General features: G+C 56.4%; 11 protein-coding genes. 5 read left to right on the top strand and 6 right to left on the bottom strand.

The window, feature by feature from the left end:
• Window positions 1-29: 29 nt before the first annotated feature.
• The 4 genes from rarA to lrp all read right to left on the bottom strand — a co-directional run bounded on the left by rarA (window position 30) and on the right by lrp (window position 6,422).
• Entirely contained in the window at window positions 30-1,373 is a 1,344-nt protein-coding gene (gene rarA, locus KK102_RS05185) for a replication-associated recombination protein RarA (protein WP_126543585.1), read from the bottom strand.
• Between the two features lie 9 nt (window positions 1,374-1,382).
• Window positions 1,383-1,997: an outer membrane lipoprotein periplasmic chaperone LolA gene (gene lolA / locus KK102_RS05190; protein ID WP_216357100.1), complete on the bottom strand. Its 615-nt coding sequence runs from the start codon at window positions 1,995-1,997 to the stop codon at window positions 1,383-1,385.
• A gap of 128 nt (window positions 1,998-2,125) precedes the next feature.
• Complete coding sequence (locus KK102_RS05195; RefSeq protein WP_216357101.1) at window positions 2,126-5,791, bottom strand: DNA translocase FtsK 4TM domain-containing protein; 3,666 nt, start codon at window positions 5,789-5,791, stop codon at window positions 2,126-2,128.
• A gap of 136 nt (window positions 5,792-5,927) precedes the next feature.
• Complete coding sequence (lrp, locus tag KK102_RS05200) at window positions 5,928-6,422, bottom strand: leucine-responsive transcriptional regulator Lrp (protein WP_002439523.1); 495 nt, start codon at window positions 6,420-6,422, stop codon at window positions 5,928-5,930.
• 544 nt (window positions 6,423-6,966) lie between these two features.
• On the opposite strand from lrp, the gene trxB reads away from it, so the two are divergent.
• From trxB to infA, 5 genes are all read left to right on the top strand, one after another.
• On the top strand, window positions 6,967-7,935 hold the full coding sequence (trxB, locus tag KK102_RS05205) for a thioredoxin-disulfide reductase (protein WP_126543581.1): 969 nt from the start codon (window positions 6,967-6,969) through the stop codon (window positions 7,933-7,935).
• A gap of 114 nt (window positions 7,936-8,049) precedes the next feature.
• Entirely contained in the window at window positions 8,050-9,816 is a 1,767-nt protein-coding gene (gene cydD, locus KK102_RS05210) for a heme ABC transporter permease/ATP-binding protein CydD (RefSeq protein WP_216357102.1), read from the top strand.
• Complete coding sequence (cydC, locus tag KK102_RS05215; protein ID WP_126543579.1) at window positions 9,816-11,537, top strand: heme ABC transporter ATP-binding protein/permease CydC; 1,722 nt, start codon at window positions 9,816-9,818, stop codon at window positions 11,535-11,537. Before cydD ends, cydC begins: the two co-directional genes overlap by 1 nt.
• Before the next feature lie 46 nt (window positions 11,538-11,583).
• Window positions 11,584-12,288: a leucyl/phenylalanyl-tRNA--protein transferase gene (gene aat / locus KK102_RS05220; protein ID WP_126543578.1), complete on the top strand. Its 705-nt coding sequence runs from the start codon at window positions 11,584-11,586 to the stop codon at window positions 12,286-12,288.
• A 284-nt stretch (window positions 12,289-12,572) separates the two neighbouring features.
• Window positions 12,573-12,791: a translation initiation factor IF-1 gene (infA, locus tag KK102_RS05225; RefSeq protein WP_002211347.1), complete on the top strand. Its 219-nt coding sequence runs from the start codon at window positions 12,573-12,575 to the stop codon at window positions 12,789-12,791.
• Window positions 12,792-12,862: 71 nt separating this feature from the next.
• Here the strand turns inward: infA and KK102_RS05230 are convergent, their stop codons facing one another.
• Window positions 12,863-13,309: a hypothetical protein gene (locus KK102_RS05230; RefSeq protein WP_216357103.1), complete on the bottom strand. Its 447-nt coding sequence runs from the start codon at window positions 13,307-13,309 to the stop codon at window positions 12,863-12,865.
• Between the two features lie 434 nt (window positions 13,310-13,743).
• Window positions 13,744-16,023, bottom strand: a complete 2,280-nt coding sequence (gene clpA, locus KK102_RS05235; protein ID WP_193359484.1) for an ATP-dependent Clp protease ATP-binding subunit ClpA — start codon at window positions 16,021-16,023, stop codon at window positions 13,744-13,746.
• Between the last annotated feature and the right edge of the window lie 14 nt (window positions 16,024-16,037).

A 16,037-nucleotide genomic window follows, 5' to 3' on the forward strand; every position in this document is an offset into this window, starting at 1 on the left:
ACAACGCCAACATTACCGCAACGATAGCGCTAACGGTAGCGTTTTATAGGGCTATTTTGATCCTGTCCGGCAAGCCAGGCGAGCTTTTCGCCAATCTTACCCTCAAGACCTCTGTTTGTGGGGTGATAATAGCGGGTTTGTGCCATCTCCTGCGGGAAATACTCTTCTCCGGCGGCGTAGGCATTGGGTTCGTCGTGGGCGTAACGATACTCCTGCCCGTACCCCATCTCTTTCATCAACTTCGTTGGTGCGTTACGCAGATGAACCGGCACATCGTAGTCCGGACGCTCACGTGCATCAGACATCGCTGCTTTGAAGGCGGTATAAACAGCATTGCTTTTCGGCGCGCAGGCCAGATAGACAATCGCCTGCGCAATCGCACGCTCGCCTTCCGCAGGCCCGACGCGGGTGAAACAATCCCAGGCGGAGATAGCCACCTGCATGGCGCGCGGGTCGGCGTTACCGACATCTTCTGACGCAATCGCCAGGCAGCGACGCGCGACGTATAACGGATCGCCTCCCGCGGTGATAATGCGCGCGTACCAGTAAAGCGCCGCATCGGGGGCACTCCCGCGCACAGACTTATGCAGCGCCGAGATCAGGTCGTAAAAACGATCGCCTTTATTATCAAAACGCGCGCTGCGTTCACCGGCTATTTCGGTGAGCAATTCAGGCTTCAGCACCCGCTTGCCGGAATCATCCATTTCGGCCATATCGGCCATCATTTCCAGCGTGTTCAATGCCCGACGCGCATCGCCGTTAACCAACTGAGCAATCGCGAGGCGCGTCTCATCCGGTAGAACGATGTCTTGTCCACCGTAGCCCCGCGCTTTGTCGTCCATCGCCTGGGTGAGCACCTTTTCGATATCGTCGGTGGTCAGCGATTTGAGCAGGTAAACGCGCGCACGGGAAAGCAGTGCAGAGTTGAGTTCAAACGATGGGTTTTCGGTAGTGGCACCGATGAAGAAAATCGTGCCGTCTTCAATATGCGGCAGGAAGGCATCCTGCTGGCTCTTGTTGAAGCGGTGAACTTCGTCCACGAAGAGGATAGTCCGACGTCCTGCATTGCGGTTCTGCCGCGCACGCTCGATCGCTTCGCGGATCTCCTTCACGCCGGAGGTCACGGCGGAAATCCGCTCAACGTCCGCGTTCGCATATCGGGCGATCACCTCAGCGAGGGTCGTTTTACCGGTGCCTGGTGGCCCCCAGAGGATCATCGAGTGCAGATGCCCGGCCTCAATGGCGCGTGGCAACGGTTTCCCGGCAGCCAGCAGATGCTGCTGGCCGATGTACTGCGCTAAATTTTCTGGCCGCATGCGAGCGGCCAGTGGTTGAAACGCATTATCTGAAAAATCGAGCGACAGATTGCCCACTCATGCCTCTTACTTATTGCGTTGGTCATCCACCGTTACGCCCTGCGGCGGGGTAAAGGTGAATTTCGATGCATCAACAGCGCCGTTTTGCTGAGACTTCAGCTGATAGCTGCTGCGCTGATCGTCTTGTTCGACCGCACCGAACTGATTAATCGTCCCGTTGCTGCTCACGTTAATGGTGAACTGCTTAAGGTTGCCGTTGCTGCCTTTCGGCGTCAGAACAAATTCATCACCGTTCTGTTTGATGTTGTACTGCTGCCAGTCGCTGGTCTGGTTGCGGGCAATCAGCATAAACGGCGTATTGCTGGTCGCGTCTTTCAGCCAGGTCGCCGTGGCTTGTTCAACAAACGGGTTGAAGAACCACAGGGTTTTACCGTCAGACACCAGGATACTCTCATCCGGCTGGGTCATGTGCCAGTTGAAGAGATTTGGGCGTTTTACCCACAAATCTCCCTGGCCTTCCTGCACCGCGTTGCCGCTGCCGTCAGTCACCTTTTGCGTGAAGCTGGCGTGGAAGCTGCTTACTTTATCCAGTCGGCTTTTAAGGTCGCTGGCTGCATCAGCCCAGACGCTGCTGGCAACAAAACTGGTGAGTAATGCACAGGCGATGGCGATTTTTTTCATTGTTATTCCTTAAAATACGTCGTCCCAAAATGGGGTTTCCGTCTTCCATTCTGGACCTGCCCGAAGGCAGGCGACAGAAGAAAATGCTTAATTTTGGCTGATTTACCCTTCTTTGCAATCGCTGAAGGTTAATCAAACGGCGGCGGAGCCAGCACCTCGCGGTTACCGTTATGCCCCTGCTCGCTCACAATGCCCTGCGCTTCCATCTGCTCGATGATACGCGCCGCGCGGTTGTAGCCGATGCGGAACTGGCGCTGCACGCCAGAAATGGACGCCTTACGTTTTTCGGTCACAAAGTTAACCGCCTGGTCGAACAACGGATCCAGCTCTTCACCGCCGTCAAAGCCACCGCCGCCGCCTTCGCTCTCGCTGTCAGAGGTGATCCCGTCAACGTATTGTGGACGACCGCGCGCTTTCCAGTCCTGAACGACGGCGTGAACTTCCTCATCGCGAACGAACGCACCGTGGACACGCACCGGCGAGGTGGAGTTCGGGCCTGAGTAAAGCATATCACCCATACCCAGCAGCGACTCAGCGCCGCCCTGGTCAAGAATGGTACGGGAGTCAATTTTACTTGATACGGTAAACGCAATACGCGTCGGAATGTTCGCTTTGATAAGACCGGTAATAACGTCCACGGAAGGACGCTGCGTCGCCAGCACAAGGTGAATACCGGCTGCACGCGCTTTCTGCGCCAGGCGAGCAATCAGCTCTTCCACTTTCTTACCGACGGTCATCATCAGGTCAGCAAACTCATCAACCAGCACGACGATATAAGGCAGTTTTTCCAGCACCGGATGCTGGGCATCCATGCTGTCACCGGGCTTCCAGTAAGGATCCGGAATAGGACGTCCCATGCGCATAGCCTGGGCGATTTTCTCGTTATAACCGGCCAGGTTACGCACGCCCAACGCAGACATCAGCTTGTAGCGGCGTTCCATCTCATTGACGCTCCAGCGCAGGGCGTTGGCGGCGTCTTTCATGTCCGTCACCACTTCCGTGAGCAGATGCGGGATCCCTTCGTAGACCGACAGTTCGAGCATTTTCGGGTCAATCATGATGAAACGCACATCTTCCGGCTGCGCTTTGTACAGCATGCTGAGGATCATGGCGTTCACACCGACTGACTTACCGGAACCGGTGGTACCGGCAACCAGCAGGTGAGGCATTTTCGCGAGATCGGCCACCACCGGATCGCCTGCGATATCTTTACCCAGCACCACGGTCAGCGGAGACGGGTTATCGCGGAACTTGGTGTTATCCAGCACTTCACGCAGGTAAACGGTCTGGCGTTTCTTGTTCGGCAGCTCAAGCCCAACGTACGGCTTGCCTGGGATCACTTCCACCACGCGTACCGCCACGGTCGACAGGGAACGCGCCAGGTCGCGGGACAGGTTGGAAATACGCGCCGCTTTTACGCCTGGCGCCAGATTCAGTTCGAATCGCGTGATCACCGGACCCGGTGAATAGTTCACCACGTCCGCCTTGATGCGGAAATCAGCCAGACGGGCTTCGACAAGTCGCGCCATTTGCTCGAGCGCAAAGGTATCGACCGGCTCCACTTCTGACGGCGGCGGCGTTAACAGATCCAGCGACGGCAGCGGCGTGCTGGGACGCTGCAGCGGGCGGCTATCGCCGTTACGCATCAGCAGCGGGTGAATAAGGCTTTCCTGCGGCTGAGGCGCAGGCTGCTGGAACTGCGGCGGTTGCTGTGGCTGCTGCGGTTGCGCATACGGTTGCTGAGCGGGTTGCTGCGGCTGCGCGAAGGCCTGAGGCGCTGGCTGCTGGCGCACAGGCTCAGCGTCCGGCATTACGCTCGGCGTAAATAGCGGCTCGCTTGGGCCGTCATCCACCAGATCTTTCATCGGTGAGAATTCAAAATCTGTCAGCGAGAACGGGTTCGCGCCCGAAGGCTGTTCACCAGAATAACGCTGCTGCTGCGTAGCGGCGAACTGGCGGGCTAATTCAGCTTCTGCCGCGTCGTCTTCATCTTCCTGGATTTGCTCGTCGTGCTGATATTCTTCACCGTAACGCTGATTTTGCTGCGCGGCGAACTGACGCGCCAGCTCATCCTGATGGAGTGCATCAGCGTCGTCTTCATAGTCCGATTCACGCGCTTTTTCCTCAGCCATACGCTGGGAAGGCAGCTTGATGCCGTAGGAAGCCAGCTCGCGGCGCGTGGGCACGCGAACGCGATTAGGACGAGGCAACTGCGGGCCAATACCCTCTTTCACCTGAGGACGAGGCGCGCCGCCGGTCGCCAGGCTAAAGACCGGTGCCGCAGCCGCGGCAGCGGCAGAGGCTTGCTTCACGCTCTCTGACACAGGCGTTGGATCGACTGGCGGTACGGAAACGGAAGGCGCTTTTGTGACAGGTTCTTGCACCGGCTCCGGCACAGGTTGATACCAGGCTGCCAGCTGCTCGCGCTCACGGGCGCGGCGCTCTTCCACTTCTTCAAAGTAGTACAGCGGTGGACGAGACGGTTTCGCCTCTTCCGCCACGTCAGGCTCAGGTTGTATATATGGCTGTGCAGGTTCAACCGGTTCCGGTACATACGGCTGTGCGACCGGCTGCTCATATTCCGGGTATCCCTGTGGTTCATGCACGGGCTCCGGCTGATAAGGCTGCTGCCATTGTTCCTGCTGCACAGGAACATAGCTTTCTGGTTCAGGCGCAATAACAGGTTCCGGGGTGTGAACACCCGGCGCAGTCTGCCAGTCAACCTGAGGCTGCTGGATAACCGACTCCGGTGCAGGAACGGGCGCGGATGGCATTACGGCTTCCGCCGGCGCAGTAAAAGCCTGCGCTGCCGTGGTTGCGGCAGCGGCGGCTGCGACCGGCTCTGTCACTGAATGACCGTTCAGCAGCGGATCGTATTCGTCAAAATCGCCCGGCATCGCACGACTGCCGGAGAAGAGCACATCATCAGGATCGACGGCGGCACCCGCCGCATGGTACTCAACCTGCTCGTCTTCATCCATGCGTTTGCCGGAGAAGAGCGCCGCATCGGTTTTACGCCCAAGCGGATTGGCAAATTTTTCAGCGACGCGCTGACGACGCGCAAGCGCACCGCGAAGAATACGGGCACGACGAGATTCACGACGCTGTACCGGCGCCTCGTCTTCCTCTTCGTACTCATCTTCATATTCGTCTTCATCGACCCACGTATCATCACGACGGGTACGGTTACTGGCGAAAGTGAGGATAGTGAGAATAAAGCTGCCGATCTTCTCGGCGATGCTCACCCACGACCAGCCAGTAAAGAGGGTCAACCCTGCGGCCCAGATGCAAAGCAGCGTCAGGGTACCTCCGCTGCTGTGAAGCATCGGCTGCAGGGCGGAACTCAGCAGGCTGCCGATGACGCCACCGGAGGCGAAGTACCAGATATCGTCGGCGTTTATCGCCGCCAGCCCGCACGATGTGAGGATCAATGCCAGCGCGCCAATCAGGCGCAGCGATACCGCGAAGTAATCGATGTAGTCGTCATTCTGACGATGACGCCAGGCAAACCAGCATCCGCCAATGATAATGACGGGAATGGTATAGGCCATCACACCGAAAATGAAAAAGAGCGTGTCCGCAAGCCAGGCACCCGGTACACCACCTAAATTATGGATAGGCTCATGCCATGCGGTTTGCGACCAGCTGGGATCGGAGGGATTGAAACTGAGTAAGGCTGCCATCAGCCAGACGGCGAAAAGGGCAATAACCAACAGCAAAGCCTCGAGGAGACGACGTCCGCTGCTTAGCTTCGATAGTGTGACTTCTTTGTCTTCAGTGTATTCCTGGCTCAAGAAAGGCTCTCCAGGTATCAGGCATATCCTGCCTGTTTGCTAAAACGGACAACAGCGCCGGGGACTCCCCGGCACTGTTGCTGTATGGATTAACAGGAGTGTAATCAAACTACGCTGATTTTGCACCTGTTCCGTGTTAGCGCGTCTTAATAACCAGACGATTGCTCTGTTTAACCTCTTCCATCACCACATACGTACGGGTGTCGTTCACGCCCGGCAGACGCAGCAAGGTTTCACCCAGCAGCTTACGGTAGGCGGACATATCAGGCACGCGGGTTTTCAACAGGTAGTCGAAATCACCGGAAACCAGATGACACTCTTGAATTTCTTCAAGTTTTTGTACAGCGGAGTTGAATTGTTCAAACACATCCGGCGCACCACGATTCAGAGTAATCTCAACAAATACCAGAAGTGAGGCATCCAGATAATGCGGGTTAAGCAGAGCCGTATAGCCCTGAATAAAACCCTGTCTTTCCAGTCGGCGCACACGCTCGAGGCACGGCGTCGGGGAAAGTCCCACACGTTTTGAAAGCTCGACGTTGGAAATACGCCCATCCTTTTGCAATTCATTAAGAATGTTACGATCGATACGGTCGAGATCTTTGCCAGGGCGCTTCTTGCTATCTACCATTATTATTGTCTCTCTGTATTCCTTCCCTACTCCTGCCTGGACCCTGTGCACATCACTGTTCAGAGCCTGTACCCGTTAGTCATCACATCGCCTGGTTATGTAATAGACGCGATGCGGATTCGGGTTCTGTTGGTAAGAAGACCGTTGCCCGGAGGCCGTCACCGACATCACGTATGGCGTCTGTCCACGCCATGCGTAGATTTCACTGACACGGTAAAAATGGCATTTACGTGCATGCCTATGCGGCACACGGTTAACGCGGTTTTTTTTCTTCCTTGAATGTTTTCGCAAAAGCGCAGGTGATTGTCAAAGCAAAACATCGATTTTTAGTACAACATGCCGGATATTCATTACGACAGGGTATTAATCGTCATTTTACTGCCTTATAAACGACCGGATTTCAGGCGAAATAGTGATGTTATAGCGCCTCATTCATCGTCCGTGGCTATTACACAGATTGATATCAAAATTGCTGCGCTCTTTTTTTACGACAACAAATTCCCTACAATCCAGCCAAATGTCTGCCAACAACAATGGGGATCTCATGGGCACGGCCAAACACAGTAAGCTGCTAATCCTTGGTTCTGGACCTGCGGGATATACCGCAGCGGTCTATGCTGCACGCGCTAACCTGCACCCGGTACTCATCACCGGTATGGAAAAAGGCGGTCAGCTGACCACCACCACCGAAGTGGAAAACTGGCCAGGGGACCCGAACGACCTGACCGGGCCGCTGCTGATGGAACGTATGCACGAGCATGCCGCCAAATTCGAAACTGAAATTCTGTTCGACCACATCAATAAGGTCGATCTGCAGAACCGTCCGTTCCGCCTGACGGGCGACAGCGGCGAATACACCTGTGACGCGCTGATCATCGCCACCGGTGCCTCTGCCCGTTACCTTGGTCTGCCGTCTGAAGAAGCGTTCAAAGGCCGCGGCGTCTCTGCCTGCGCCACCTGCGACGGTTTCTTCTATCGCAATCAGAAAGTCGCTGTCATCGGTGGCGGTAACACCGCGGTGGAAGAAGCGCTCTACCTGGCGAACATCGCCTCTGAAGTGCATCTGATCCACCGTCGCGATACCTTCCGCGCGGAGAAGATCCTGATCAAACGCCTGATGGATAAAGTGGCAAGCGGCAACATCGTGCTGCACACCCACCGTACCCTGGAAGAGGTGACGGGCGACCAGATGGGCGTTGCCGGTCTGCGTCTGCGCGATACCCAGAACACCGATAACATCGAGTCGCTGGAAGTGGCGGGTCTGTTTGTGGCGATCGGTCACAGCCCGAACACCGCGATCTTCGAGGGTCAGCTGGAGCTGGAAAACGGCTACATCAAAGTGCAGTCCGGCATTCACGGAAACGCGACCCAGACCAGCATCCCCGGCGTGTTCGCGGCAGGCGACGTGATGGACCATATTTACCGTCAGGCGATTACCTCTGCGGGCACCGGCTGTATGGCCGCGCTGGACGCTGAACGCTACCTCGACGGACTGGCTGAACAAGGTAAATAATCTTTACAAGTCAGTAACAAACGTAAATAAAGGCGGCCACAGGTCGCCTTTATTTTTCCCCGCGTGTAACATGCAGTGGTCTAATTTCTTATAACGTCACCTGCAAAGTACGCAATGGAAAAAACCCGTCAACAAGAGTTAACACGCTGGCTTAAACAGCAAAGCGTTCTTTCCCGCCGCTGGCTCATGATTTCCCGTCTTCTGGGACTCGTCAGTGGTTTGTTGATTGTTGCCCAGGCATGGCTGCTGGCCCGCATTCTTAATCATATGATCATGGAGAACATTCCGCGTGAAGCGCTCCTGTTGCCCTTTATTGTCCTGATTCTGGTTTTTATCCTTCGTGCGTGGGTAGTCTGGCTGCGTGAACGCGTTGGTTTTCATGCCGGACAGCACATCCGCTACGAGATCCGCCGTAAGGTCCTGGATCGTCTTCAGGAGGCCGGGCCAGCCTGGATCCAGGGTAAACCTGCGGGAAGCTGGGCGACGCTGATCCTTGAGCAGATCGACGATATGCACGACTACTACGCCCGCTACCTGCCGCAGATGGCGCTGGCCGTTTGCGTACCGCTGCTGATACTGATTGCGATTTTCCCGACCAACTGGGTAGCGGCGCTGATCCTGCTGGGTACCGCGCCGCTGATCCCGCTGTTTATGGCGATGGTTGGGATGGGTGCGGCGGATGCTAACCGTCGTAACTTTCTCGCGCTGGGGCGTCTGAGCGGCCATTTCCTTGACCGGCTGCGCGGAATGGAAACCCTGCGTATTTTTGGCCGGGGTGAAGCGGAAACGGAAAATATTCGCCTGGCGTCTCAGGATTTCCGTCAGCGCACCATGGAGGTACTGCGTCTCGCATTCCTCTCCTCTGGCGTACTTGAATTCTTTACCTCGCTGTCGATTGCCCTTGTGGCGGTCTACTTCGGTTTCTCCTACCTTGGCGCGCTGGATTTCGGCCATTACGGCACGGCGGTGACCCTTTCTGCCGGGTTCCTGGCGCTGATCCTGGCCCCGGAGTTTTTCCAGCCGCTGCGCGATCTGGGGACCTTCTATCACGCCAAAGCCCAGGCGGTTGGCGCAGCCGATAGCCTGAAAACGTTCCTGGAAACGCCGCTGGCGCATCCCGAGCGGGGTGACATCGTCCTGAACGCCAAAGAGCCCGTGACGATTGAAGCAAAGGATTTCTCTGTTCTGTCACCCGAAGGCAAAGTGCTGGCTGGTCCGCTCAACTTTACCCTGCCTGCCGGGCAGCGCGTGGTGCTGGTCGGAACCAGTGGCTCAGGAAAAAGCTCGCTGTTGAACGCACTCTCCGGCTTTATGGCTTACACCGGTTCGCTGTGCATTAATAAAACGGAGTTGTGCGATTTGGAGCCTGATGCCTGGCGCAAACAGCTGAGCTGGGTAGGACAAAACCCGCAGCTTCCGGCTTCCACGCTACGTGAAAACGTGCTTCTGGCTCGCCCGGACGCGCGGCAAGACGAACTGCAATCGGTCCTCGATCGCGCCTGGGTTAGCGAATTTCTGCCGCTGCTCCCGCAGGGGGTGGATACGGTCGTTGGCGACCAGTCTGCCGGACTGTCCGTAGGGCAAGCGCAGCGTGTGGCGGTTGCCCGCGCGTTGTTGAATCCCTGCCAGCTGATGCTGCTGGATGAGCCTGCCGCCAGCCTGGACGCGCACAGCGAACAGCGCGTAATGGAAGCGCTTAATGCCGCATCACAGCAGCAAACCACGCTGATGGTTACCCACCAGCTTGAAGGCATCGCCGACTGGGACCAGATTTGGGTGATGGAAAACGGTCAACTCGTTGAGCAAGGCACTTATGCCTCACTCGTTGCCGCGCAGGGGCCTTTTGCGGCCCTGCTCGCGAATCGTCAGGAGGACATCTGATGCGTGCCCTGCTCCCTTATCTTGCCCTGTACAAGCGCCACAAGTGGATGCTGACGCTGGGGATCGTGCTGGCGATTATTACCCTGCTCGCCAGCATCGGCCTGCTCACCCTTTCCGGCTGGTTCCTGTCTGCCTCTGCCGTTGCAGGTTTCGCCGGACTCTACAGCTTTAACTACATGCTCCCGGCAGCGGGCGTGCGTGGCACCGCTATTACCCGTACCGCCGGGCGTTACTTCGAGCGTCTGGTCAGCCATGACGCCACGTTCCGCGTGCTCCAGCATCTGCGCATTTACACGTTCAGCAAGCTGCTCCCGCTCTCCCCTGCCGGGCTGGCGCGTTTTCGTCAGGGCGAATTGCTCAACCGCGTGGTTGCGGATGTCGATACGCTGGATCACCTCTATCTGCGCGTGATTTCACCGATAGTCGGCGCGTTTGTGGTGATTGTTGTCGTCACGCTGGGGCTGTGTGTTCTGGATGTACCGATCGCGCTGACGCTAGGCGGCATTATGCTGCTGACGCTGATTATCCTGCCGCCGCTGTTCTATCGCGCCGGTAAATCCACTGGCGAAAGCCTGACGCGCCTGCGTGGAGAATATCGTCAGCAGCTGACCTCCTGGCTGCAGGGACAGGCAGAACTGACCATTTTCGGTGCCAGCAAGCGTTACCGCGCGCGTATGGAAAGTACGGAGTTGAACTGGCATGAAGCCCAGCGTCGACAGTCTGAACTCACGGCCTTCTCCCAGGCGCTGATGATGCTCATCGGTGGCGTGGCTGTTATCGCGATGCTGTGGATGGCCTCCGGCGGCGTGGGTGGAAATCTGCAGCCAGGCCCGCTGATTGCACTCTTTGTTTTCTGCGCACTGGCAGCCTTCGAAGCGCTGGCACCCGTGACGGGGGCCTTCCAGCATCTTGGACAGGTTATCGCCTCTGCCCTGCGCATCACCGAGATTGCCGAGCAGGAACCAGAGGTGAAATTCACTGCTGAACAGAGCGCGGTTCCTGCGCAGGTTGCGCTGACGCTGGATAACGTCACCTTCGCCTATAACACACAGACGCAGAATGCACTTGAAGATATCAATCTCTCCGTTAACCCAGGCCAGCGCATTGCAATCCTGGGTCGTACCGGCTGCGGCAAGTCAACGCTGCTGCAGCTGTTGACGCGCGCCTGGGACCCGCAGCACGGTCAGATTCTCTTTAACGCGGTGCCGCTGGTTGATTTCAGCGAGCAGGTCTTACGCAAGACCGTCAGCGTTGTCCCACAGCGCGTGCATCTGTTTAGCGCCACGCTGCGCGACAACCTGCTGCTGGCAGCGCCGGACGCATCTGACGAGGCACTTCGTACCACGCTCGAGCAGGTTGGTCTGCAAAAGCTGCTTGAAGACGAAGGGCTAAACAGCTGGCTGGGTGAAGGAGGACGACAACTCTCCGGCGGCGAACTGCGGCGTCTGGCGATTGCCCGTGCGCTGCTGCACGATGCACCGCTGATGTTGCTGGACGAACCTACAGAAGGGTTGGATGCCACTACCGAAAGCCAAATCCTTGATTTACTGGCGAATGTTATGGCCGGTAAAACGGTGCTGATGGTGACGCATCGCCTGCGCGGACTGGCGAGCTTCGATCGGATAATTGTGATGGACAACGGACACATTATTGAGCAAGGTAATCACGCAGAACTGTTGGCAAAACAGGGTCGCTACTACCAGTTTAAACAGCGTCTGTAGACTATATTTTTACCGATCCTCAATCGCGTATTGGAGTTCTGCTGTCATGCGCCTGGTCCAGCTGTCTCGTCATAATATTGCGTTCCCTTCACCGGAGGGGGCGCTACGTGAACCCAACGGGTTGCTGGCACTGGGCGGCGATCTCAGCCCTGCTCGTCTGTTGATGGCTTATCAGCGCGGGATTTTTCCGTGGTTTTCTCCAGGCGACCCGATTTTATGGTGGTCGCCCGATCCACGAGCCGTATTGTGGCCAGCGCAGTTTCACATTAGCCGCAGCATGAAGCGCTTTCACGCGAAGTCGCCGTATCGCGTAACCCTGAATCACGCTTTTGGTCAGGTTATTGAAGGCTGTGCTGAAGATCGGCACGAAGGTACATGGATCACTCGCGATATCATCACCGCCTATCATCAGCTGCATGAGCTGGGTTACGCGCATTCTATTGAAGTATGGGATGGGGGTGAGCTGATGGGCGGCATGTACGGCGTGGCCCAGGGAACGCTGTTTTGTGGGGAGTCGATGTTCTCGCGTGCGGTTAATGCCTCAAAAACGGCACTGCTGGTGTTCTGCGAGGAATTTGCCCAACGTGGTGGACGACTGATGGATTGCCAGGTGCTTAACGAGCATACCGCCTCGCTCGGCGCCGTCGAAATCTCCCGCCGCCACTACATTGAACACCTTGATAATTGTCGTCTGGAGAAGCTCCCGCGCGACTTCTGGGTACCGCGTACACTCTTTCTGCCCAATGCCTAAATGTTTTCCGCATATTTTTTATGAGGGTGTTATAATTATGCCGCAGAGTAGCTTCTGCCTGTTGCCCCGCCGCCGTTTGGGACCCTCGCTTCAGATAACGTCCTGACGTTTATCCTGTCGTTTCCCCTTTACGAATGCGCTTTCTGTTCGGTTGTACCGTGACGCTTGGGCAATGCGCTGAAACTGTTTTGCTGCGTTTTAAACGCGCAATTCTTTACTTAATTGATGAATTTCGGCATTATCTTGCCGGTTCAAAACTTGGTAGTGATACCCCAGAGGATTAGATGGCCAAAGAAGACAATATTGAAATGCAGGGTACCGTACTTGATACGTTGCCTAATACCATGTTTCGCGTAGAGCTGGAAAACGGTCACGTGGTAACTGCGCACATCTCCGGTAAAATGCGCAAAAACTACATCCGCATTTTGACGGGCGACAAAGTGACTGTTGAACTGACCCCGTACGACCTGAGCAAAGGCCGCATTGTCTTCCGTAGTCGCTAATTGTTTTCGCCTGTAATGGCAGATGAATATTTAAAAGGTCGGGATAATCCCGGCCTTTTTTATTTATGGCGTTAGTGTTGCTGCGTCGGAAGATGTATTGTCATCCATGGTTGTACAGGAGCGATTAAATCCCCTGCCATAGAATGTGCCATGTCGTGAAGTAATCCCGTAAGATGCGGCAACATATCGCGGTCAAAATGCGACACCAGCAGCACGTGGTTTAACGCCCGGCAGTAGTCACATTTCGTTTCTGTATCTTCCAGCAACCACTCTTTTTGCAGCGGTTGTTCCGCTTCATCCCCAAATTCCACCACCTGAAAATCACGCATGGATTCTGTGAGGCCGGTTTTCACCTCTTCCAGATAAGCCCCGAGGCAACGGCAAACGGGCTGCGTTTGGGGGAGTGATTTGCAGTCGAGGAGGATTTCGGTGAGCAGTTTGCAGCGCTCGGCGAGGGTGGGGAGATCGGGGTTGAGGGAGAGTTCGGTGTAGAGCTGTGAAAAATTGTTATGTTCCATTTGGTTATGACTCCGTGTGAAATGATGAGATCTCCACCCGAACGCCAATTCAGGTGGCAGACTGAACCGGTTTGGCGTACCGACCCACACGGGAAAATCGGCGCTTCAAAAGAAGCCCCGGTTCAGCCCACCATAATTGAGTCTGCGGATTATATCGCTAGCTTTCAAAAGTGTGAACGAACCTGATGATAGTTGACGTATCAACATCATTTCTCGTGTGTAATCAGGACGCCAATCCCGGCACCTGATTTTGCAGGTGCGCCGCCATTTTATTACTGTGGATTTATCCAGCAACCAACGTCGTACGAAACTGGAAAGCGCCTCGCAAAATTCCTCTGCGGCCTGATGCCCTCACCCCAGCCCTCTCCCACAGGGAGAGGGAGAAAACAAAAAAAACGGCAACCGAAGTTGCCGTTTTGCTTTTATCTTACAACTCAGTGAGCCGCTTCCGGCTTGTGCTTCGCCGCACTCTGGAAATCGTACGTCAGTTCGTTCTTCGCCTGGTCCAGCGCCACGGTCACCTGGCCGCCGTCCACCAGCGAGCCGAACAGCAGCTCGTTCGCCAGCGGTTTCTTCAGGTTGTCCTGAATCACGCGCGCCATCGGACGGGCACCCATCGCACGGTCGTAGCCTTTCTCGGCCAGCCAGTTGCGGGCCTCCTGGCTCACTTCCAGCGACACGCCTTTCTGATCCAGCTGAACCTGCAGCTCGACGATGAACTTATCCACCACCTGATGGATCACCTCGGTAGACAGGTGATCGAACCAGATAATGTTGTCCAGACGGTTACGGAACTCCGGCGTGAAGATCTTCTTGATCTCCTCCATCGCATCGGTGCTGTTATCCTGGTGGATCAGGCCGATAGATTTACGCTCGGTTTCACGCACCCCGGCGTTGGTGGTCATCACCAGCACCACGTTGCGGAAGTCCGCCTTGCGCCCGTTGTTGTCGGTCAGCGTCCCGTTGTCCATCACCTGCAACAGGATGTTGAACACGTCCGGGTGCGCTTTCTCGATTTCATCGAGCAGCAGTACCGCGTGCGGATGCTTGATCACCGCGTCGGTGAGCAGGCCGCCCTGGTCAAAGCCCACGTATCCCGGAGGTGCACCAATCAAACGGCTGACGGTGTGACGCTCCATATACTCGGACATATCAAAGCGCAGCAGCTCAATGCCCAGCGCTTTGGAGAGCTGAACCGTTACCTCGGTTTTCCCCACGCCGGTCGGGCCGGCAAACAGGAAGGAACCGACAGGCTTGTGCTCATGCCCCAGTCCGGCACGGGCCATCTTGATCGCTTCGGTTAAGGCCTCAATGGCTTTATCCTGACCAAAGACCAGCATTTTCAGGCGATTGCCGAGGGTGCGCAGCGTGTCGCGGTCGCTCTGAGAGACGCTTTTCTCAGGGATACGCGCGATGCGGGCCACCACGGACTCAATATCCGCCACGTTAACGGTTTTCTTACGCTTGCTGGCCGGCATCAGGCGCGCACGCGCTCCTGCCTCATCAATTACGTCAATCGCTTTATCCGGCAGATGACGATCGTTGATGTATTTCACCGCCAGCTCCACCGCCGCACGTACCGCTTTCGCGGTGTAACGCACGTCGTGGTGCGCTTCGTACTTGGTTTTCAGGCCGTTGATGATCTGCACCGTTTCGTCAACGGACGGCTCGGTCACGTCGATTTTCTGGAAGCGACGCGCCAGCGCGCGGTCTTTCTCAAAGATGTTGCTGAACTCCTGGTAGGTCGTGGAGCCCATCACGCGGATCTTGCCGCTGGAGAGCAGCGGTTTGATCAGGTTAGCCGCATCCACCTGGCCACCGGAGGCCGCACCCGCGCCGATGATGGTGTGGATCTCATCGATAAACAGGATGCTGTTGGTGTCCTGCTCCAGCTGTTTTAACAGCGCCTTGAAGCGTTTTTCAAAATCACCGCGATATTTCGTGCCCGCCAGCAGCGAGCCGATATCCAGCGAGTAGATGGTGCAGTCGGCAATCACTTCCGGCACGTCGCCCTGCACAATGCGCCAGGCAAGACCTTCGGCAATCGCGGTTTTACCCACGCCTGATTCCCCCACCAGCAGCGGGTTGTTCTTGCGGCGACGGCACAGCACCTGGATCGCGCGCTCCAGCTCTTTATCGCGACCAATCAGCGGGTCGATACCGCCAACGCGAGCAAGCTGGTTAAGGTTGGTGGTGAAGTTTTCCATACGATCCTCCCCGCCTGCTTGCTCTTCATTGTTATTGACCTGATTGCTGGAGTCCGATGCCTGGTTAGGCTCGTCTTTGCGCGTTCCGTGAGAAATAAAGTTAACCACGTCGAGGCGGCTGACTTCGTGTTTACGCAGCAGGTAGGCAGCCTGTGACTCCTGCTCGCTGAAGATGGCGACTAAGACGTTTGCGCCAGTCACTTCGCTACGTCCGGAAGACTGGACGTGGAAGACCGCGCGCTGCAGCACGCGCTGGAAGCTGAGCGTCGGCTGCGTGTCGCGCTCTTCTTCACTGGCTGGCAGCACCGGTGTGGTTTGTTCGATGAAGGCTTCGAGTTCCTGACGTAGCGCCACCAGATCCACGGAGCAGGCTTCCAGCGCTTCGCGGGCAGATGGGTTGCTAAGCAGTGCGAGCAGTAAATGCTCGACGGTCATAAACTCATGTCGGTGCTCACGCGCTCTGGCGAAAGCCATGTTTAAACTGAGTTCCAGTTCTTGATTGAGCATAGGCACCTCCCCCA

It is taken from the genome of Enterobacter quasimori, assembly GCF_018597345.1.
Lineage (GTDB): Bacteria > Pseudomonadota > Gammaproteobacteria > Enterobacterales > Enterobacteriaceae > Enterobacter > Enterobacter mori.

Bases quoted from the DNA above. Each gene is read 5' to 3' on its own strand.
- cydC (WP_126543579.1), top strand. From the start codon at position 9,816: ATGCGTGCCCTGCTCCCTTATCTTGCCCTGTACAAGCGCCACAAGTGG.
- lolA (WP_216357100.1), bottom strand. From the start codon at position 1,997: ATGAAAAAAATCGCCATCGCCTGTGCATTACTCACCAGTTTTGTTGCC.
- trxB (WP_126543581.1), top strand. From the start codon at position 6,967: ATGGGCACGGCCAAACACAGTAAGCTGCTAATCCTTGGTTCTGGACCT.
- infA (WP_002211347.1), top strand. From the start codon at position 12,573: ATGGCCAAAGAAGACAATATTGAAATGCAGGGTACCGTACTTGATACG.
- aat (WP_126543578.1), top strand. From the start codon at position 11,584: ATGCGCCTGGTCCAGCTGTCTCGTCATAATATTGCGTTCCCTTCACCG.
- clpA (WP_193359484.1), bottom strand. From the start codon at position 16,023: ATGCTCAATCAAGAACTGGAACTCAGTTTAAACATGGCTTTCGCCAGA.
- cydD (WP_216357102.1), top strand. From the start codon at position 8,050: ATGGAAAAAACCCGTCAACAAGAGTTAACACGCTGGCTTAAACAGCAA.
- KK102_RS05230 (WP_216357103.1), bottom strand. From the start codon at position 13,309: ATGGAACATAACAATTTTTCACAGCTCTACACCGAACTCTCCCTCAAC.
- lrp (WP_002439523.1), bottom strand. From the start codon at position 6,422: ATGGTAGATAGCAAGAAGCGCCCTGGCAAAGATCTCGACCGTATCGAT.